Consider the following 19,670-nt stretch of genomic DNA (forward strand, 5'->3'; position numbering starts at 1 on the left):
GACGTACGTCATGCGCCGCTACGGCAAGCACACCGACGAGGACGACATCCGCACCCGTCCCAACCGCAGGGGGACCCGGCCCCGTACGAATATCCGTCCCGCCCACGAGGACGCGGCCGAGGGCATGGTCCTCACCGTCGACCGGGGCCGGCTGACCTGTCTGGTCGAGGACCGTACGGTCCTGGCGATGAAGGCCCGCGAACTGGGCCGCAAGGCCGCCGTGGTGGGCGACCGGGTGGCGCTGGTCGGCGATCTGTCCGGCAAGAAGGACACGCTCGCGCGGATCGTGCGCATCGAGGAGCGCTCCTCGGTGCTGCGCCGCACGGCCGACGACGACGATCCGTACGAGCGCGTGGTCGTGGCGAACGCGGACCAGCTGGCGATCGTCACGGCCCTCGCCGACCCCGAGCCGCGCCCCCGCCTCATCGACCGCTGTCTGGTGGCCGCGTTCGACGGCGGCCTGGAGCCGCTGCTGGTGATGACGAAGTCGGACCTCGCCCCGCCGGACAAGCTGCTGGAGCTGTACGGCGACCTGGACATCCCGTACGTCGTCACCAGCCGCGAGGAGCTGGAGAACGGGGACGCGGCGGACCGGGTGCGCACGCTTCTGGACGGCCGGGTCACCGCGTTCGTCGGCCACTCCGGCGTCGGCAAGACGACCCTGGTCAACGCGCTCGTCCCGCGGGACCGGCGGCGTACGACGGGACAGGTCAACGCAGTGACCGGGCGGGGCCGGCACACCACCACCTCGGCGCTGGCGCTGCCGCTGAGCGCGGACGACGGCTGGGTCATCGACACCCCGGGCGTGCGCTCCTTCGGGCTCGCGCACATCGACCCGTCCCGCGTGATCCACGCCTTCCCCGACCTCGAATCCGGCACGGAGGGCTGCCCGCGCGCGTGCAGCCACGACGAGCCGGACTGCGCGCTGGACGCCTGGGTCGAGGAGGGGCACGCGGATCCGGCCCGGCTGTACTCGCTGCGCCGGCTGCTGGCCACGCGGGAGCGCCGGGAAGGGGACTGACCACCGCGTTGTTTGGCCGGGTGAACGGCCGGTAAGTGCATACTCGCACCGAACCGGTGATCCGGATCAACGGGAGGACAGCGCATGGCGTGGCTGCTGGTCGTGGTGGCCGGGATGCTGGAGACCGGTTTCGCCGTCTGCCTGAAGCTCTCCCACGGGTTCACCCGGCTGTGGCCGACGATCGCCTTCGCCTGCTTCGCGCTGGGCAGCTTCGGTCTGCTGACCCTCTCGCTGAAGAAGCTCGACGTCGGCCCCGCCTACGCCGTGTGGACCGGGATCGGCGCGGCGGGCACCGCGATCTACGGCATGGTCTTCCTCGGCGACCTGGTGTCCACGCTGAAGCTCGTGTCGATCAGCTTCGTCATCGTCGGGGTGATCGGCCTCCAGCTCTCGGGGTCGGCGCACTAGCGCTCCGCGGGGAGAGCCGTGGTGGGCCGTCGTCGTCCGCGGGTTCGTCGTGGCTGGTCGCTCCCCCAAGCTCTCGACTTCGTTCGAGCAGGGAGGTACCCCCATCGCGGCGGAGCCGCATGTCGATACAGCCCCGCGCCCCTTCAGGGCGCCGGCCTGGGGCCGGTTCGAAGAGCGCCAGTTCTGCGCCGAAGCCGACCAGGAGGGTGCCGTGCCCGGCCGGGGCCACGGTGTGCACGCGGTACGGGACGTGCAGGGCGCGGCCGGCCGGGGCGTGGGCGGCGAGGTCCCAGGCGCGCACGGTGCAGTCGTCGCCGCCGGTGACCGCGAGCACCCGGCCGCCGAGCGTGGTGACCGTGAGGGCGGCGATCCGGCGCCGGTGACCGCGCAGCGGCCCGCCGCGCGGACGGCCCGTGGCGAGGTCCCAGACCAGCGGCCGGGTGTCGTAGCCGGCGGTGGTCACGGCGAGCGGCACACCGTCCGGGCAGGCCGTCGCGACCTGGTCCACCGCCCGTGAGTGACCGGACATCGGCGGGCCGAGCGGGGCGCGTCCGGCCAGGTCCCAGCGCCGTACCGTGCGGTCGCCGTGGCCCGTGACGACCAGTGGCCCGGCGTCGGTGCCGATGGCCGCGAGCGCCCCGACGGGCAGCGGGTCGGCGGTCTCCAGCGGCGGCCCGGTCTCCTCCCGGGCGGCCAGGTCGAACACCCGGACCGAGCCGCGCCGGGTGCCCACGAACAGCAGCGCCCGCCCGGCCACGACGGCCGTCGCGAGGGCGCACGGCTCCGGGTCCCGGCAGTCGAGCGGGGCGTCGGCCGCCTCGCGGGTCGCCAGGTCGGTGCACCGTACGAACCCGTCCCGGTCCAGCGTCAACAGCAGTGTGCGCCCGGCCAGTTCGACGGTGACCGGGCGGGCGGCCGGGTTCGTCCCCGGGTGGCCGGGCAGCGGCTCGACGGGGTGCGGGCGGGCCGCGTCCCACAGGTCGACGGTGCCGTCGTGGCGGCCGGTGACCGCGAGCCGGCGGCCGGCCACGGCCGCCGTGGTCAGCGACGCCACGCGCCGGCCGGGCCCGTCGAGCACGGTGCCGCCGTGCCGCCGGCCGGTCAGCCGCCAGCTGCGCAGCACCCCGTCGGTGGCCTCCCCCACCACCACCGGCCGGCCGTCGAGAACGCTCAGCGCCACCTCGCGCACCGGCTCCTGGTGGCCGGTGAAGGCGTTGGCGAGCGGTGTGCCGGTGGCCGCGTCCCACACCCGGACCGCGCGGTCCCGCCCGCCGGTGACGACGAGGGTCCGGCCGTCCACCACGGCCGCGGCGACCGCGCTCACCGCATGGCCGTGCCCGGTGAAGGGGGTGCCGCACTGCTGCCGGGTGGCGAGGTCCCAGACGCGGGCCGTGCCGTCCATGCCCGCGGTGACGGCGAGGGTACGGCCGCCCGCCTGCACGGTGGCCACGGCCGACACCGGCGCGGTGTGCCCGGTGAGCGCGCGGCCCGCCGGCCGGCCGGTGGCCAGGTCGCGGACGCGGACGTCGTGGTCGTGTTCGCCGGCCGTGACGAGGACCGGCCGCCCGGCCACCTCGGCCGTGGCTACGGCGGTCACCCAGCCCCGGTGTCCCCCGGCGGGCTCGGCGACGGTCCGGCCGCTCGCCGGGTCCCACACCCGCACCAGCCCGTCCCAGCCGCCGGTGACCAGGAGGGTACGGCCGTCGAGGCGGGCGGTGGCCGCGTGCGTGAGCAGACCCCGGTCCACCCGCACCGGCTCCCCGGCCGGCTCCCCCGTCTCCAGGTCCCAGGCCCGCAGGGTGTCGCCGTCGCGGTCGGGCCGCCAGCTGCGGTCGGGATGGTCGTGCCCGGTGAGCAGGAGCACCCGGTCCTCGTACGGGACCACGCCGACGACGCGGGCGGGATGCGGCGCCTTGAACAGCTCCACCGCCGTCCCGTCCAGCACGTCCACCGCCCGCACCTCGCCGAAGGGCCCGGCGTCCACGGACACCAGCCGCCCGCGCCGTACTGCCGTCACGGTGTGTACGGCGGTGCGGCCCAGCACGTGCACGATCCGCTCGTCGGCCCAGCGCCCGCTCGCCCAGGCGCCGACCCGCCAGGGCGCACCCTCCTGCGCGGCGGCGAACCGTGCCACGAGGTCCGGCCAGCCGAACCGCGCGGCCTCCAGCGACAGCAGCTGGGCACGTTCCGCGTCGTCCAGATCCTGGAGCCGGTGCGCCACGGACCGGTACACGACGGCACTGCGCCGTTCCTCCTCCACCGCACACCCCCTCGAAAAGGGGGAGATACCCCCTTGAAAAGGGGAGCCTACCCGTCAACTGAAAACGGGAGCCTGCCCGTCAACTCCCGCCGCCTGTACGGCAGTCCGCTGCTCAGGCCGCCCGCTGGGGGACCACCGCCCGGACCAGTTCCGCGACGCCGCCCTCGCCCGGCGGGGCCGCGACGCAGGACAGGGCGAGGCGGACGACGAGTTCGCAGGGGTGGGTCAGCTCGGCGGTGTCGACGGGGGTGGCGGCGGGGCCGGCCAGGGCGGTGACCGCGCGGTCGCGCACGATCCGGACGAAGTCGCGGGGCGTCGGCAGCGGCCCGTCGGCCCGGCGCTGCGCGGGCACCGCGGAGGCGGAGGGCACGGCGGTGAGCGGCGGGGCGGGCAGCCGCTCGCTCCAGCAGCCGGTGAGCATGGCCCGGATCAGCGCGTTCTCCCGCGCGGCGGAGCTGGTCCACTCGGCGACGGCGGTGAGCCGCTCGCGGGGCTCGGCGGAACCGGCGAGCGCCCGCTCGACCCCGGCGAGGTAGCCGTCGGCCGCCCGCCGCACCAGCGCCCGGGCCAGGCCGTCCTTGCTGCCGAACTCGTTGTACAGAGTCTGCCGGGACACTCCGGCCGACGCGGCGACGTCGACCATCCGCACCGCGGACCACGGCCGGCGCGCAAGCGCCGTGAAGGCGGCGTCCAGTAGTGACTCCCGGGCAGCAGGCATCATCGCCTCCGTGGCCAGACCAGCTCTGCGCCCAGAGTTGACGCGCCCGTATGCACTGTCAAGGGTGCGCGGGGGTACACGGTCGAGGGTGCGCGGGAGTACGCGCTGCCGCGCCGGCTCCGCACCGGGCACGCCCCTGCCCCGCTGGCCCCGCCCCGAGCACGGCGGCTACCGTTTGCTGCATGCCGGACTACCTTGACGACCTGCGCCTCGCCCACGTCCTCGCGGACGCCGCCGACGCCGCCACCATGGACCGCTTCAAGGCCCTCGACCTGAAGGTGGAGACGAAGCCGGACATGACCCCGGTGAGCGAGGCCGACAAGGCGGCGGAGGAACTCATCCGCGGCCAGCTCCAGCGCGCCCGCCCGCGGGACGCGGTCCTCGGCGAGGAGTACGGCGTCGAGGGCACCGGTCCCCGCCGCTGGGTGATCGACCCCATCGACGGCACCAAGAACTACGTCCGTGGCGTCCCCGTCTGGGCCACGCTCATCTCCCTGATGGAGGCGGGCGAGGGGGGCTACCAGCCCGTCGTGGGCGTCGTCTCCGCCCCCGCGCTGGGCCGCCGCTGGTGGGCCGCGAAGGGCCACGGTGCCTTCACCGGCCGTAACCTCACCTCGGCGAGCCGGATCCATGTCTCCCGGGTCGGCAAGCTCGCGGACGCCTCCTTCGCGTACTCCTCGCTGTCCGGCTGGGAGGAGCAGGGCCGCCTCGACGGCTTCCTGGACCTCACCCGCCAGGTGTGGCGCACGCGCGCGTACGGCGATTTCTGGCCCTACATGCTGGTCGCCGAGGGCGCGGTCGACATCTGCGCCGAACCGGAGCTGTCCCTGTGGGACATGGCCGCGAACGCGATCGTCGTCACCGAGGCCGGCGGCAGCTTCACGGGCCTCGACGGCCGGCCGGGACCGCACAGCGGCAACGCGGCCGCGTCCAACGGCCTGCTCCACGACGAGCTGCTGGGGTATCTCAACCCGCGCCGCTGAGCACGGAGATCCGGCCCGCACGCCCTCAACTGGCGTCGCGCGCCCTCTTGTTGACTCTCCCTTTACCTGGCACTCTGGGCCCACCCTCATTTGTGAACTTGTGAATCCCGGCACGGGATTCCTAGGAGGTGGACCATCCATGCTCGTCCGTGACGCCATGAGCACGGTGATCCTCACCGTCGGCCCCACCCACACCCTCCGCCAGGCAGCCACCCTGATGTCCGCACGCCGCACCGGCGCCGCCGTGGTCCTCGACCCGGACGCCGGCGGCATCGGCATCCTGACCGAACGCGACATCCTCGACTCCGTCGGCCTCGGCCAGAACCCGGACACCGAACCCGTCCATGCCCACACCACCACCGACGTCGTCTTCGCCGCCCCCGCCTGGACCCTCCAGGAGGCCGCCCGCGCCATGACCCACGGCGGCTTCCGGCACCTGGTCGTCCTGGACGGCGGCGAGGTGGCCGGCATCGTCTCGGTCCGCGACATCATCCGCTGCTGGCTCCCGGCCCGCGCGCCCGCACCGGCCCGCTGAGCGTGCGCAACGGGGGCAGACGCGGAACGGGCCGGACCCCGAGCACCGTGGGGTCCGGCCCGCCGAGCAGCACGGAGGCGTGCCGCCGTCTCAGGCGCGGCTCAGCCGCGCAGCTCCCGCACGGCCGCTTCCAGTCGCTTGCCGAAGTCGGCGTCGGCGCGTCCGAAGTTGCCGATCGCACGCTCGGCGATCTCGTCCTTCGACACCTTGGCGATGAAGCCCGCCAGGTTGGCGACCAGCCGCTCCTTCTCGTCCTCCGCCATCAGCCGGTAGAGGTTGCCCGCCTGGACGAAGTCGTCGTCCTCGGCGTGCACCGGGGTCGGGTGGTCGCCGGTGGCGCCGGCGACGGAGACGGGCTGCCACAGCGCACGGCCCGTCTGCCGCGGCCCGCCGAAGCTGTTCGGCTCGTAGTTCTTCGCCCCACCGTGCCGGCCGTCGTACAGGAAGCCGTCCCGGGAATTGGTGCGCGCCTCGGTGGCGTGCGGGCGGTTCACCGGCAGATGGTCGGCGTTGATGCCGACGCGGTAGCGGTGGGCGTCGCCGTACGCGAAGAGGCGGCCCTGGAGCATCTTGTCGGGGGACGGGCCGATGCCCGGCACGAAGTGCGCGGGGCTGAAGACCGACTGCTCGACCTCGGCGAAGATGTTCTGCGGGTTGCGGTTCAGCTCCAGCTTGCCGATCTCGACGACCGGGTAGTCCGCGTGCGGCCACACCTTGGTCAGGTCGAACGGGTTGAAGCGGTACGTCGCCGCGTCCGCCGCCGGCATGATCTGCACGCCCACGGTCCAGCTCGGGAACTCGCCGCGCTCGATGGCCTCGCGCAGGTCGCGCTGGTGGGAGTCCGGGTCCGCGCCGGCGATCCGGTCGGCCTCCGCCTGGGTGAGGTTCTTGATCCCCTGGTCGGTCTTGAAGTGGTACTTGACCCAGAAGACCTCGCCGGCCTCGTTGTTCCACTGGTAGGTGTGCGAGCCGAAGCCGTCCATGTGCCGGTACGACGCCGGGATGCCCCGGTCGCCGAACAGCCAGGTCACCTGGTGGGTCGACTCGGGGCTGAGCCCCCAGAAGTCCCAGACGTTGTCGGCCTCCGTGGAGCCCGTGTACGGGTCGCGCTTCTGGGTGTGGATGAAGTCCGGGAACTTGATCGCGTCCCGGATGAAGAACACCGGGGTGTTGTTGCCGACGAGGTCGTAGTTGCCCTCCTCGGTGTAGAACTTCAGCGCGAAGCCACGCGGGTCGCGGACGGCGTCCGCCGCGCCGAGGTTTCCGGCCACGGTCGAGAAGCGCAGGAAGACCTCGGTCTCCTTGCCGGCCTCGGAGAGGAAGGCGGCCCTGGTGTACGGCGTGACGTCCGCCGTCACCGTGAAGGTGCCGTACGCACCCGCACCCCGCGCGTGCACCACACGCTCGGGAATGCGCTCCCGGTTGAAGTGGGCGAGCTTCTCCAGCAGCAGCTGGTCCTGGACCAGCACCGGCCCACCGACGCCTGCCGTCTCGCTGTTCTGGTTGTCGGCGACCGGGGCACCGGCCTCCGTGGTGAGCGGTCCCTGCGTCACGTGCGCCTCCTGCGTCATACCTGTCCTGCGACTAAAGCCGTTCCGGATCCTACATTAGACTAGATCTAAGTCAAATGCTGGTCCAATCTCACACCTATTCCCGTCCTGGTCCCCCCTCCTGTTAGGCTGGTAGCCATGAGCGACCTTCTGGAACGGCTGCGTGGACGCGGATGGCGGATGACCGCGCAGCGGCGCGTGGTGGCCGAGGTCCTGGACGGCGAGCACGTCCACCTCACGGCCGACGAGGTCCATGCGCGCGCTGTCGCGAAGCTCCCGGAGATCTCCCGGGCGACCGTCTACAACACCCTGGGCGAGCTGGTCTCCCTCGGCGAGGTGCTGGAAGTCTCGACGGACAAGCGTGCGAAGCGGTACGACCCGAACGCGCACCGCCCGCACCACCACCTGGTCTGCGCCCACTGCGGCGCGATCCGCGACGTCCACCCGACGGGCAACCCGCTCGCCGACCTCCCCGACACGGAGCGCTTCGGCTTCACGGTGTCGGACGTCGAGGTGACGTACCGGGGGCTGTGCCCGGACTGCGCCGGTTCCTGAGACAGGGGGGCGCAAGCCCCCCTCTCTCCTTTCCGCTCCCGAACTTTTCTGCTCCCGAACGCACCTAGGGCCGGAATCCATCTCTGGATTCCGGCCCTAGGCCTTCAGTAGCGGGGACAGGATTTGAACCTGCGACCTCTGGGTTATGAGCCCAGCGAGCTACCGAGCTGCTCCACCCCGCGTCGGTGAACACGACATTACGTGAGGGAGGTGGACCGAGGCAAATCAGTTACCGGAGACGTGGCGGGGCTCACTTCTTCACGCCGAGAGTTCCTCGCGCAGCGCGTCCCTGAGCCGTCCCGCCCGCTCCGTGACCTCCGCGGGTCCGAGGGCCACCGCCCGGTCGGCCCAGCGCTGCCCCTCCGCCAGCTCGCCCCGACGCGCGTAGACAAGGGCCAGCCGGAGTGCCGCCCGGCCGTGCCCGGCGTCCGCGGCGCGGGTCCACCAGACCGCCGCCTCCGGCTCGCTGCCCTCCCGGGCCAGGAGCAGCCCCAGGTTGAAGGCACCGTTGCGCGACCCGGCCTCGGCCGCCGCCCGGTACCACCGCGCCGCCTCGACCACGTCACCCCGGGCGGCGGCCAGCATGCCGACCCGCACTTGCGCCCGCCGGTGGCCCTGCGTGGCGGCGCGCTCGTACCACTCCTCGCACTCGGTCTTCTCGTGCACGATCTCGCCCAGCTCGTGCGCGGGCTCCGGCGGCCGGCGGGCGTCGAGCAGTGCGGCCAGCCGGTACGCGCCCTCCGCGCTGCCGCCGCCCGCCGCGCACCGCAGATGCCGCTCGGCCTCCTGCTCGTCGCCCTCGCGCAGCCGGGCGATGCCGACCTGGAGCGCGGCCTCGGTGTGCCCGGCGGCAGCGGCCCGTTCGTACCAGCGCAGGGCCATGGTCTCCTCGCCGCGCCCGGCGTAGAGGATCCCGAGGTTGAACGCGGCGTCCACGCTGCCGGCCTCGGCGGCCTTGGAGAACCACGGCTCGGCGCCGGTGGTGTCGCCGTGCTGGAGCAGCAGGATGGCGAGGGCGTTCGCGGCCTCCCGGTGTCCGGCGTAGGCGGCCCGCCGGTACCACTGCTCGGCCTGCGCGGTGCGCCCCTGCTCTGCGCAGAGCAGCCCGAGGTTGTACGCGCCGTTGTCGTCGCCCGCGTCCAGCGCCGCCCGGTACCAGCGCTCGGCGGTCTGCGTCTCACCGCGCTCGGCGTGCAGCGCGCCGAGCGCGTTGGCCGCGTTGCCGTCGCCCTCCTGGGCGGCGCGCAGCCACCACACGGCCGCGCTCTCGGTGTCCCCGGCGTCGCGCAGCAGGAAGCCCAGCGCACAGGCGGCGCGGGCCTCGCCGTCCTTGGCCGAGGTCAGATACCAGCGCCCGGCCTCCTTCAGCTCGCCCCGCTTCTCCAGGATCGCGCCGAGGTGCAGCGCGGCCCGCCGGTGACCGCGCGCGGCGGCCTGCCGGTACCACTGCTCGGCCTCGGCGACAGCGTTGTCACCGCCGGTCTCCTCCGTACGACCACCCTGACCGGACGTGCGGCCGGCCCCCTCCTGGACACCGTTGCCACCAGCGCTCCGATGGGCCGGCGCACCTCCGCCCCGGAGATCGGCCTCCTCGTGTCCGGCCCTGCGGTCGAGCGCGCGCGCCAGCCGGTACGCCGCCTCCCGGTGGCCGCGCTCGGCGGCGGCGCGCATCCAGTGCTCGGCCCCGACGTCCCCGCGGTGCTCCAGCAGGTCGGCGAGGGCATAGGCACCGAGGGCATGGCCCTGCTCGGCGGACTGGCGCAGCCAGTACTCGGCGGCGGGCTCGTCCCCGCGTTCGCGGTGATAGCGGCCGAGGGCGTGCGCGGCGGCGGCGGAACCCGCGACGGCGGCGACGCGCCACCAGCCGGCGGCCTCGTCGGGGTAGCCGCGCTGGTGCAGCAGGACGCCGAGATTGTTGGCGGCGGCACGGTCACCGGCCGCGGTGGCGGCCCGCAGCTGGGGTTCGGCTCCGTCGAGGTCGCCGCGGCGCAGCAGCAGGCTTCCGAGGACACTCGCGGCCTCGGCGTCGCCGCTCTGCGCGGCGAGTCCGAAGCGTACCTCCTCGGCGGCGTCCCCCATGTCGCTCAGCTCGTCGCGGGTCGGCTCCTCACCGGAAGGCTGCACAAATCGCCCTGACTCGAACAGAGTTGCCTTGTCCCCCATAACGTCCATCGTCGCACCACCTGCAACCTGGGTACACCCGGTATACCGCAGCCCGTGAGGTCACTTCAGCGTTTTGTCGACATGCCCACAGGACGACAAGTCAAACACACCCCCCTCAACTCCTCACGGCGGCGCGGCCGTACCTCCTTTCCGCACTTGAGTTCGCACACCACGAAGGCCCGGATCCCTTGGGATCCGGGCCTTCGATCGCAGTAGCGGGGACAGGATTTGAACCTGCGACCTCTGGGTTATGAGCCCAGCGAGCTACCGAGCTGCTCCACCCCGCGCCGTTGCTCGGTAACCGTACCACGGCGCGGGGTGTCCTTGATCAACTCTTGCTTCCCGTCCCGCTCTTGCCGGCCTTGGCCTCGGCGTCCGCCGCCCGCTTCAGCGCGGCCTTCAGATCCTTCTGGGCCTTGTCGTACGCGGTCCAGTCCGGCCCGTTCGGGTTCTGCAGGGCCTGTTGCCCCGCGTCGAAGGCCTTCTGGGCGTCGTTCAGGGCCTGTTGGACGGTCGGATTGGCGGAGGCGGGCGGCTTGGTGGTGCCGGTGTCCGGTGGCGGGGTGGTCGAAGCCGTCGTACCGAAGACCTTGTCGAGGGCCGCGTCGAGGGTGTTCTCGAACGCCGTCCTGCCCTCGTAGGTGACCAGCACCTTGCGCAGCAGCGGGTACTTCAGCCCGCCGCCGCGTACGTAGACCGGCTCCACATAAAGCAGTCCTCCGTCCAGCGGCACGGTCAGCAGGTTGCCGTACTCGATGTCGGAGTCGCCGCCCTTGAGGAGTCTGATCGCGGCGGCGATGTCCTGTTCGGAGTTGAACTGGCTCTGTACCTGCTTGGGTCCGTCGACCGTCGTGCTCGTCGGCAGTTTCAGGATTCTGATCTTGCCGTAGTCACCGCTGCCGGCTTCGGAGTCGACCGTCATGAACGCGCTGAGATTGTCCCGGCCGTTGGGTGTGAACGTCGTCGACAGCGAGAACGCCTGCTGGCTCTGGTCGGGCATCTTCATGCTCAGGTAGTACGGCGGCACCGCGCTGCCCGACTTGTTGGTCGGGTCGTCCGGCACCTGCCAGACCTCGCTGCCGGTGAGGAACGTCTGCGCGTCCGTCACGTGGTAACGGGTGAGCAGCTCGCGCTGGACCTTGAACAGGTCCTGCGGATACCGCAGATGGGCCATCAGGTCCCCGGAGATGGCGCTCCTCGGCTGCACCGTGCCCGGGAAGGCCTTCATCCAGGTCTTCAGCACCGGGTCCTGGGTGTCCCACTGGTAGAGCTTGACCTCGCCGGTGTAGGCGTCGACGGTCGCCTTCACCGAGTTGCGGATGTAGTTGACCTGGTTCTGCTGGGCCACCACCGCGCGGTTGTTGTTCGCGGCGGTCAGTGAGTCGGCCGTCGTGTCACCGAGGGTCGTACGGGAGGAGTAGGGGTAGCCGTTGGACGTCGTGTACGCGTCGACGATCCACTGGATACGGCCCTTCACGACCGCCGGGTAGGCGTCGCCGTCGATGGTCAGCCAGGGGGCGACCGCCTCGACGCGCTCCTTGGGCGTGCGGTTGTACAGGATCCGCGAACCCTTGCCGATCGCGCCCGAGTAGAGGATCTGCGGCTCGTTGAACGCCACCGCGTACGCGGCCCGGTTGATCGGGTTGTCGAGGTTGACCCCGCTCCCGCCCTGGTAACTGGTGGTCTTCTCGCCGTCGTTGTCGGTGTAGTCGATCTCCTGCTGGGGACCGCCGACGATCGAGTAGGTGGTGGTCTTCTCGCCGTAGTAGATCCGCTGCTCATAGGTGCCGAGGTCACCCGTGGACGGCATGTCGGACTCGGTGAAGACCGGCTGGCCCTGGTCGTCGGCGGCGGTGCCCTTGGCGGCGACCACGCCGTAGCCGTGCGTGTAGCGGAAGTGGTCGTTGATCCAGTTGTTCTTCGGGATGCCGTCCAGGTTCAGTTCGCGCAGACCGATGACCGTGTCTTGATCCTTGCCGTTCTTGCCGTCCTTGGCGCTGTACCGGTCGACGTCCAGGTTGGTCGGGAAGGCGTAGTAGTTCTTCATCTGCTGCAGCTGCTGGAACGTCGGCGAGACGATGTTCGGGTCCATGATGCGGATGCTCGCCGCGTCGTTCGCGTCGTCGCGCAGCTTGGTCGTGTCCTTCGTCGAGGACTGACCGGAGTACTCGGTGACCTTGGCGTCGTCGATGCCGTACGCCTCACGGGTCGCCTTGAGGTTCTTCTGGACGTACGGGGCTTCCTTGGCCTGCTCGTTGGGCTGGACCTGGAACTTCTGCACGATCGCCGGGTAGAGCCCGCCGATGAGGATCGCCGACAGGACCATCAGGCCGAAGCCGATGACGGGCAGCTGCCAGGTGCGCCGCCACAGGGTGGCGAAGAACAGCAGCGCGCAGATGACGGCGATGCAGAACAGGATCGTCTTCGCCGGCAGATAGGCGTTGGCGTCGACGTAGCGCAGGCCGGTCCAGTTGCCGGTCGCCTTGAAGTCGCTGGACTTGACGGCCAGGCCGTAGCGGTCGAGCCAGTAGGCGACCGCCTTGAGGGCGACGAAGATGCCGAGCAGCACCGACAGATGCCCGGTCGCGGCGGCGGTGGCCCGCGCGCCGGGGCTGGTCAGGCGCAGCCCGCCGTACAGGTAGTGCGTGAGCGCGGCGGCGATCAGGCTCAGGATGGCGGCGGCGAAGCCGAAGCCCAGCAGGAAGCGGTACCAGGGCAGGTCGAAGGCATAGAAGGAGACGTCGAGGTGGAACTGCGGGTCCTTCTGATGGAAGGGCACGCCGTTGACCCACATCAGCCACAGCCGCCACTGGCCGGCCGCGGAGGCGCCCGCGATCAGCCCGACGAGCGCGGTGACGGCGAGCAGCAGCCACTTCTTGTACGGCGCGATGCCCATCCGGTACCGGTCGAGGCTCTGCTGCTCCATGGACATGGCGCTCAGCGGGGGCCGCAGCCGGTGCGCGATCCAGATGTTGAGCCCGACGGCGACCGCCATCAGCAGACCGAAGACGAAGAACAGCCCGATCTTGGTCCACAGCGTGGTCGTGAACACCGACGAGTAGTGCACCGACCGGTACCACAGCCAGTCCGTCCAGAAGCCCGCGAACATGGTGAACGCCATGCCGAGGACGGCCAGGACGCCCAGTGTCATGAGCAGGGTCCGGACCCCCCGGGTCGGGCGGCCCGCTCTGATCCGTGGCCCCGTCGGGCCTCCGCCGCGGTCCGGCATCTGGAAAGCCAAGGTGCGCACCTCGAAGTTCGCTGTCGATCCGTCAGTCAGGCCCTCGTGTTCGCGGACCCGTCGTGGCCCCCCGTGATCGCGGACCCACACCTATGCAACTTACTCACGGTTTGCTCGGTTCCCGATTCCGGCCATGAAGGAGGCAGGATTGTGACCATGTCCAACACTCCCATGGCAGCGAGCCCGCTCACCCGGGCCGTACTCGAAATCGACGAGTACGTCTCCGGCCTCGGCTGGGACCAGCCCGCTCGCCTCTTCGCCCTTGTCGACACCGCGCGGCTGCGGACCCAGGAACCCGCGCTCGCGGCCCAGCTGGGCCTGGAGGCCGAGTCCGAGACCGCCGGTCTCACCCCGATCGAGCAGGACGAGCTCCCGTCCGGCAAGCCGCTCGACGACTTCCTCGGCACCATCGCCTGGCCCGACGCGGTGGCCGGCTGCGCGCTCTCGGTGGAGCGCCTGATGCTGCCGCCGTCCGCCGAGGCGCAGGTCCCGCAGAACCTGAGCGAGGCCAAGCTGGCCAAGTGGGTCGCCCAGCACCCCGAGCGCCAGGAGGTGCGGATGACGGTCGCGGTGCTGCGCGACGGCAGCCGCGAGTCGGCGATCCGGCTGCGCGAGAAGGACACCCCGACGGAGGTCCTCACCGGCCCGGACCTGGTGCCCGCCCTGGCGGAGGCCCTGACGGCGACGTTCGCGGACTGACCGCCTCTCTCCGGTTCTCTCGGTACGGCGATGGGGGCGCCCCTGCCTCGGGGGGCGCCCCCAGCCGTGTGTCACGGGCGGGCGGCTCAGCCCTTGGTGGTGCACCTGGGCAGCGCGCCGGTGTTCCCGGTGCGGATGTCCTTGAGGGCGCCGAGCGCGTCGCCGATCGTCTTGACCTTCACCAGCGTCAGCCCGCCCGGGGTGTCCTTGGCGGCGGCCGCGCAGTTGTCGGCGGGGGTCAGGAAGTACTGGGCGCCCCGCTCGCGCGCGCCGACGGTCTTCATCTCGACGCCGCCGATCGGGCCGACGGTGCCGTTGTCGTCGATCGTCCCGGTGCCGGCGACGAACTTGCCGCCCGTGAGGTCGCCCGGGGTGAGCTTGTCGTAGATCCCGAGGGCGAACATCAGACCGGCACTGGGGCCGCCGACGTCGGCGAGCTTGATGTCGATGGTGAACGGAAAGGTGTGGTCGGTCCCGGCGGAGATGCCGACGATGGCCCGCTTGGGCCCGCTGTCGTCGGACGCCTTCGTGGTGAGGGTGACGTCCTGGGTCGCGGTCGCCGTCTTGTGCGCCTTCTCCGCGGCGGCCTGGTCCTTGGCGGGGACGACGGTGAAGACGACGTCCTGGCCGGCCTTGTGCTTCGTGACGAGCGTGGCGACGTCGGACGGCTGCTTGACCGCCGTGCCGTCGACGGCCTTGATCACGTCACCGGCGTGCAGTTTGCCCTCGGCCGGGGAGCCCTTGACGACGGTGGAGACGATCACCCAGGACTTCACCGGGATGCCCAGCTCCTTCAGGGCGGCGACCTTGGCGCTCTCCTGGGACTGGCTGAACTCCTCGGCGTTCTGCTGGGTGGACTGCTCCTCCGTCGTGCCGTTCGGGTAGAGCGTGTCGTGCGGCACGATCTTGGTGTCGGGGTCCAGCCAGCCGTAGACCGCCTCCACCAGGTTCATGCGGAAGTCCGCGCTGGTCACCCGGACCGTGGTCATGTTCAGGTGGCCGCTCGCCTCGTACGTCTTGTGCCCGTTGATCTGCAGCACCGGCTCGCCGTCGTGCTCCCCCAGCGTGTTCACGGTCGGGCCGGGCGACATCTCCGCGTAGGGCACGGGGATGAGCACTCCGGCGCACAGGAGCGCGATCAGCATCAGGGTGGAGGCGAGCATCGTCGCGGTGCGGCGTGGCATGCCATGACAGTACGGGACGCCTCTGTCAGCGGCCCGTCAGGGCACCCCCGTCAGGCTCCGCCGGCGCCCGGGTGGGCTTCTCCATCGCCGCGCGGAACCGGGCATAGCCGTCCAGCTCGGGCCCGTCACCGCGCACCTTGCGGGTCCGATTGGCCCAGCTGCCCCAGAGCCCGCCACCGATCGCGGCCAGAAGCGGAATCAGCAGCCAGACAAGCGCCCCCATGCCGACCTCCCAACGCTCATGAGCGTCGCAACTGACTGATCAGCAGATTAACCATCCGCACTGACAACGCTCACGCCAGGGGGCCGGTTACGCAACCGGAGGGGCAGGATTGCTCCAGGTGACCGACCTCAGCGGTACCTCAGCAGGCCCCGACCCACTCCTCGGTTCCGTCGGAGAACCTCTGGTGCTTCCAGATCGGAACCTCGTGCTTGAGGTCGTCGATCAGCTTGCGGCAGGCCTCGAAGGCCTCCGCGCGGTGCGGGCACGACACGCCGACGACCACGGCGAGGTCTCCCACCCGGAGGTCCCCCACCCGGTGCACGGCGGCCAGCGCCCGTACCGGATAGTCGGCCGCGACCTTCTCCGCTATGCGCCGCATCTCGGCCTCGGCACTGGGGTGGCAGGAGTATCCGAGCGCGTCCACGTCGGCGCCCGAGTCGTGGTTCCGCACGGTCCCCACGAACAGCGCGACGCCCCCGGCCGCGTCGTCCCCGACGGCCCGGAACACCTCGTCCACGGAGAGCGCGGTCTCCCGGACGGCGATCAGCTTGATGGGATCCTGCGCCGCCCGCTCACCGGGATGGTCGTTCACGTGTGCCATGTCCCCCATCGTGCCGCACGCCTGTGACAACGGGGAATACGAGATTCACCAGGCACGCGCGTGAGGCGTCTTGGATGCTTCTACAGTCACCGGCCGACCGGGGCCGGCGGCCTGGTCAGAGGCGCCGCCGAGCCTTGCGAGCCCGCCGTACGACGGCGGCGGCGCCCAGCAGGGCCACCGTGGCCCCGGCCGCACCGGCGGCCGTGGCGTCCTTGCGGCCGAGCCGGCGCCCGGCCACCGTGTGCCGCCCGGAGACCTCCTCCAGCAGCTCCGCGAGGACCTCCTCGTTGGTCCAGCGCGGCCGCCACCCGGCGTCGTGCAGCCTGCTCCCGCTGACCACCCAGGGGTACATCGTGTAGGCCAGGTCCCCGGCCGGGGACGGCGTGAGCCCGATCCGGTGCAGCCGGGCCGCGGCGCCGAGCGCGACCGCCGACGGCAGCTCCATCCGCCGGATCCCGCTCAGCTCCTCGACCTCCTCCTGCTCCAGCCACCCGTCGCAGCCGACGGCCAGCTCCCCGTCGACCTTCTCCAGCACGGCGTACTCCAGCGCGCCGCACAGGTCCTCGACATGGCAGAACTGCCACGCGGGCCGCGACCCGGCGACGACGAGCAGCCGCGGCGACTCGAAGTACCGGGTCAGCGCGGTGTCCGTTCCCCCGACCAGCACGGCGGGCCGTACGACGGTGACGTTGAGCCCGGGATGCGCGCGTGGCGCGCGCCGGGCCAGCCGCTCGATCTCCAGCAGGTCCCCGACGCCGGTGGCCTCGGCGGTCGCGCGCAGCTCGGCGTCCTCCGACAGCGGCAGCTCGTTGTCCGGCAGGGCGCCGTAGACCATCGCCGAGGTGCACAGCACGACCCGGTGCACGCCGGCGGCCGCGGCGGCCGTGAGGACGGTCTGGGTCCCCCGGACGTTGTAAGCGGTGCGAGCGGCCGGATCGGTCTCCAGGTCCAGGTCGAGCGCGAGGTGGACGACCACGTGGGCGCCCCGCAGCTTGTCCGCGATGGCCGGGTCGCGGACGTCGAGGATGTGCCACTGCGCCTCGGCGCACTCGCCGCGCCGCTCGTCGATCGCGATGACCTGCTTGATCTCCTCGGAGGCGGCGAGCCGCTCGGTGAGCAGGGCGCCGACCCCGCCGGCGGCGCCGGTGACCGCTACGACGGGTCCGCGCGCTGCGGGAGGGGTTGACGGGTTTCGCGCTGCGCGAACCTGCGGATCTGGGGAACTCACCGGGCGTCTCCAGCGGTTGTCTTCAATACGGGCGCGAGTGACGCGTACGTACCAGGTGCATCCATCCTGCCGCAGGCCTTCCGTGGGCGAAGCACCGAGGCCCGATCGGGTCCAGGTGTCTACGCTGGGTGGTGTTGTCGGGCAGCCGCGCCGCCGGAGACAGACCGGTGGCCTTACCAGCCGAGGAATCCCGTGAGTGACACCCCATTCGGATTCGGCCTTCCGCCGGAGGAGCCGGACGACGGCGACGAGGGCAAGAAGAAGGACCAGCAGAGCGGTGGTGGTCAGGGACCGGCCAACCCGTTCGGCTTCGGCGGCCTGCCCGGAGCCGGGGGCTTGGGCGGTCCCGGCGCCGACAATCCGCTCGCAGCGATGTTCGGTTCCCTGAACCCCACCGACCTGGGCGCCGCGTTCCAGCAGCTCGGCCAGATGCTCTCCTACGAGGGCGGCCCGGTGAACTGGGAGATGGCCAAGCAGATCGCCCGCCAGACGGTCGCCCAGGGCAGCCCGGACGGCACGAAGGACGCCAGCGTCGGCCCCTCCGAGCGCAAGGCCGTCGAGGAGGCCGTCCGCCTGGCCGACCTGTGGCTGGACGACGCGACGTCCCTGCCGTCGGGCTCCGCCTCGGCGGTGGCCTGGTCCCGCGCGGAATGGGTCGAGGCGACGCTGCCCGCGTGGCAGGAGCTGGTCGACCCGGTCGCCGAGCGGGTCGGCGCGGCCATGGGCGATGTCCTGCCGGAGGAGATGCAGGCCATGGCGGGCCCGCTGATCGGCATGATGCGCTCGATGGGCGGCGCCATGTTCGGCACGCAGATCGGTCAGGCCGTCGGCGTGCTCGCGGGTGAGGTCGTCGGCTCCACCGACATCGGCCTGCCGCTCGGCCCGGCCGGCAAGGCCGCGCTGCTCCCGGCCAACGTGGAGGCCTTCGGCAAGGACCTCGGTGTGCCGCAGGAGGAGGTGCGGCTGTATCTGGCCCTGCGCGAGGCGGCCCACCAGCGCCTGTTCGCGCACGTGCCGTGGCTGCGCTCGCACCTGTTCGGCGCGGTCGACGGCTACGCGCGCGGGATCAAGGTCGACACCGCCAAGCTGGAGGACGTGGTCGGCCAGTTCGACCCGCAGAACCCCGAGCAGCTGCAGGACGCGCTGCAGCAGGGCATGTTCCAGCCCGAGGACACGCCCGAGCAGAAGGCCGCCCTGGCGCGTCTGGAGACGGCTCTGGCGCTTGTCGAGGGCTGGGTGGACGCGGTGGTGCACGCGGCCGCGAAGCCGCGGCTGTCGTCCGCCGACGCGCTGCGCGAGACCCTGCGCCGGCGCCGCGCGACCGGTGGCCCGGCGGAGCAGACGTTCGCCACGCTGATCGGCCTGGAGCTGCGCCCGCGCCGGCTGCGCGACGCCTCCCGCCTGTGGGCCTCGCTCACGGACGCGCGCGGGGTCGACGGCCGCGACGGCCTGTGGGCCCACCCGGACATGCTGCCGACGGCGACCGACCTGGACGACCCGGACGGCTTCGTGCACCGCGAGCAGCTGGACTTCTCCGAGCTGGACAAGATGCTCGGGGAAGCCGCCGACAAGCCCGACCTGCACAAGAAGGACGACGGCAGCAAGGGCGACGACGCCGAGTGAGCCTGTACGACGACGCGGTCCTCGTGCTGAAGGCGTACGAGGGCCAGGAAGAGCTGTGCCAGGCCTATCTGGACCATCTGGCGGCCCACCCGGACGGCCTGTGGAAGGCATGTCACGCGGGCCACATCACGGCGAGCGCCCTGGTGATCGACCCCTCGCGCGAGCGCGTGCTGCTGACACTCCACAAGAAGCTCCGGATGTGGCTGCAGATGGGCGGCCACTGCGAGCCGGAGGACACCTCGCTGGAGGCGGCGGCCCTGCGGGAGGCGACCGAGGAGTCCGGCGTCGCCGGGCTGTCGCTGCTGCCCGGCGGCCCGGTCCGCCTGGACCGGCACCCGATCCCGGCGCCGTGTCACTGGCACTTCGACGTCCAGTACGCGGTCCTGGCCCCGCCGGGAGCGGTGCATACGATCAGCGACGAGTCCCTCGACCTGCGCTGGTTCGCCTACGACGAGGTGGCAGACGCAGCGGACGAGTCGGTCGTACGGCTGCTGGAAGCGACCCGCGCCAGGCTCTGACGGTGTGCGGGGTGGCCGCCTTCGCGGTCACCCCGCACCGGCGGCTAGGGGGTGTCGTTTGGATCAGGCCGGCCGTGACGAACGGTGCGGACCGGCCGACCCGAGCGGGCTCTGGTGCGTGCAGCTGCAAGGCGGAGGAGGCCGTGACATCAGCCGCTGC

General features: G+C 71.9%; 17 protein-coding genes and 2 tRNA genes. 8 read left to right on the plus strand and 11 right to left on the minus strand.

Annotation, left to right across the window (positions count from 1 at the left end):
* Positions 1–10 precede the first annotated feature (10 nt).
* Both rsgA and O1G22_RS14550 read left to right on the plus strand, forming a co-directional pair.
* On the plus strand, positions 11–1,021 hold the full coding sequence (rsgA, locus tag O1G22_RS14545; protein WP_270081744.1) for a ribosome small subunit-dependent GTPase A: 1,011 nt from the start codon (positions 11–13) through the stop codon (positions 1,019–1,021).
* 84 nt (positions 1,022–1,105) lie between these two features.
* The gene (locus O1G22_RS14550) at positions 1,106–1,429 is read left to right on the plus strand and encodes a DMT family transporter (RefSeq protein WP_270081745.1); all 324 of its coding nucleotides are present in this window, start codon (positions 1,106–1,108) and stop codon (positions 1,427–1,429) included.
* Here the strand turns inward: O1G22_RS14550 and O1G22_RS14555 are convergent.
* Entirely contained in the window at positions 1,383–3,689 is a 2,307-nt protein-coding gene (locus O1G22_RS14555) for a WD40 repeat domain-containing protein (protein WP_270081746.1), read from the minus strand. The two genes, O1G22_RS14550 and O1G22_RS14555, sit on opposite strands and share 47 nt — an antisense overlap.
* Positions 3,690–3,801: 112 nt before the next feature.
* Positions 3,802–4,407, minus strand: coding sequence for a TetR/AcrR family transcriptional regulator (locus O1G22_RS14560; protein WP_270086417.1), 606 nt, complete (start codon positions 4,405–4,407; stop codon positions 3,802–3,804).
* A 182-nt stretch (positions 4,408–4,589) separates the two neighbouring features.
* On the opposite strand from O1G22_RS14560, the gene hisN reads away from it, so the two are divergent.
* A complete protein-coding gene (gene hisN, locus O1G22_RS14565) occupies positions 4,590–5,390 on the plus strand; it encodes a histidinol-phosphatase (protein WP_270081747.1) in 801 nt (266 codons plus the stop codon).
* 139 nt (positions 5,391–5,529) lie between these two features.
* Positions 5,530–5,925: a CBS domain-containing protein gene (locus tag O1G22_RS14570; protein WP_270081748.1), complete on the plus strand. Its 396-nt coding sequence runs from the start codon at positions 5,530–5,532 to the stop codon at positions 5,923–5,925.
* A gap of 101 nt (positions 5,926–6,026) precedes the next feature.
* Here the strand turns inward: O1G22_RS14570 and O1G22_RS14575 are convergent, their stop codons facing one another.
* The gene (locus O1G22_RS14575) at positions 6,027–7,478 is read right to left on the minus strand and encodes a catalase (protein ID WP_270081749.1); all 1,452 of its coding nucleotides are present in this window, start codon (positions 7,476–7,478) and stop codon (positions 6,027–6,029) included.
* A 135-nt stretch (positions 7,479–7,613) separates the two neighbouring features.
* Here O1G22_RS14575 and O1G22_RS14580 point away from each other — a divergent pair, with 135 nt between their 5' ends.
* A complete protein-coding gene (locus O1G22_RS14580; protein WP_270081750.1) occupies positions 7,614–8,030 on the plus strand; it encodes a Fur family transcriptional regulator in 417 nt (138 codons plus the stop codon).
* Positions 8,031–8,138: 108 nt separating this feature from the next.
* Here O1G22_RS14580 and O1G22_RS14585 read toward each other — a convergent pair.
* The 4 genes from O1G22_RS14585 to O1G22_RS14600 all read right to left on the minus strand — a co-directional run bounded on the left by O1G22_RS14585 (position 8,139) and on the right by O1G22_RS14600 (position 13,422).
* Positions 8,139–8,212: transfer RNA gene (locus O1G22_RS14585), tRNA-Met, on the minus strand.
* A gap of 76 nt (positions 8,213–8,288) precedes the next feature.
* Complete coding sequence (locus O1G22_RS14590) at positions 8,289–10,202, minus strand: tetratricopeptide repeat protein (protein WP_270081751.1); 1,914 nt, start codon at positions 10,200–10,202, stop codon at positions 8,289–8,291.
* 204 nt (positions 10,203–10,406) lie between these two features.
* A tRNA-Met gene (locus O1G22_RS14595) sits at positions 10,407–10,480 on the minus strand.
* 41 nt (positions 10,481–10,521) lie between these two features.
* Positions 10,522–13,422: a UPF0182 family membrane protein gene (locus tag O1G22_RS14600; RefSeq protein WP_270086418.1), complete on the minus strand. Its 2,901-nt coding sequence runs from the start codon at positions 13,420–13,422 to the stop codon at positions 10,522–10,524.
* Between the two features lie 168 nt (positions 13,423–13,590).
* On the opposite strand from O1G22_RS14600, the gene O1G22_RS14605 reads away from it, so the two are divergent.
* The gene (locus O1G22_RS14605) at positions 13,591–14,133 is read left to right on the plus strand and encodes a PPA1309 family protein (protein ID WP_270081752.1); all 543 of its coding nucleotides are present in this window, start codon (positions 13,591–13,593) and stop codon (positions 14,131–14,133) included.
* Positions 14,134–14,219: 86 nt separating this feature from the next.
* Here O1G22_RS14605 and O1G22_RS14610 read toward each other — a convergent pair whose 3' ends face one another.
* The 4 genes from O1G22_RS14610 to O1G22_RS14625 all read right to left on the minus strand — a co-directional run bounded on the left by O1G22_RS14610 (position 14,220) and on the right by O1G22_RS14625 (position 17,369).
* Positions 14,220–15,317 (minus strand): YlbL family protein, encoded by a 1,098-nt coding sequence (locus O1G22_RS14610; RefSeq protein WP_270081753.1) that lies wholly within the window; start codon positions 15,315–15,317, stop codon positions 14,220–14,222.
* A 25-nt stretch (positions 15,318–15,342) separates the two neighbouring features.
* A complete protein-coding gene (locus tag O1G22_RS14615; RefSeq protein ID WP_225098480.1) occupies positions 15,343–15,540 on the minus strand; it encodes a hypothetical protein in 198 nt (65 codons plus the stop codon).
* Positions 15,541–15,679: 139 nt separating this feature from the next.
* Positions 15,680–16,141 carry a molybdenum cofactor biosynthesis protein MoaE gene (locus O1G22_RS14620; protein ID WP_270081754.1) on the minus strand — a complete coding sequence of 154 codons (462 nt, stop codon included), beginning with the start codon at positions 16,139–16,141 and terminating at the stop codon, positions 15,680–15,682.
* Positions 16,142–16,256: 115 nt separating this feature from the next.
* Positions 16,257–17,369 (minus strand): SDR family oxidoreductase, encoded by a 1,113-nt coding sequence (locus tag O1G22_RS14625; RefSeq protein ID WP_270081755.1) that lies wholly within the window; start codon positions 17,367–17,369, stop codon positions 16,257–16,259.
* A gap of 192 nt (positions 17,370–17,561) precedes the next feature.
* Here O1G22_RS14625 and O1G22_RS14630 point away from each other — a divergent pair, with 192 nt between their 5' ends.
* A complete protein-coding gene (locus tag O1G22_RS14630; protein WP_225098483.1) occupies positions 17,562–18,992 on the plus strand; it encodes a zinc-dependent metalloprotease in 1,431 nt (476 codons plus the stop codon).
* The gene (locus tag O1G22_RS14635) at positions 18,989–19,510 is read left to right on the plus strand and encodes an NUDIX hydrolase (RefSeq protein ID WP_270081756.1); all 522 of its coding nucleotides are present in this window, start codon (positions 18,989–18,991) and stop codon (positions 19,508–19,510) included. Before O1G22_RS14630 ends, O1G22_RS14635 begins: the two co-directional genes overlap by 4 nt.
* The last annotated feature ends 160 nt before the right edge of the window (positions 19,511–19,670 follow it).

This window comes from Streptomyces camelliae, from assembly GCF_027625935.1.
Lineage (GTDB): Bacteria > Actinomycetota > Actinomycetes > Streptomycetales > Streptomycetaceae > Streptomyces > Streptomyces camelliae.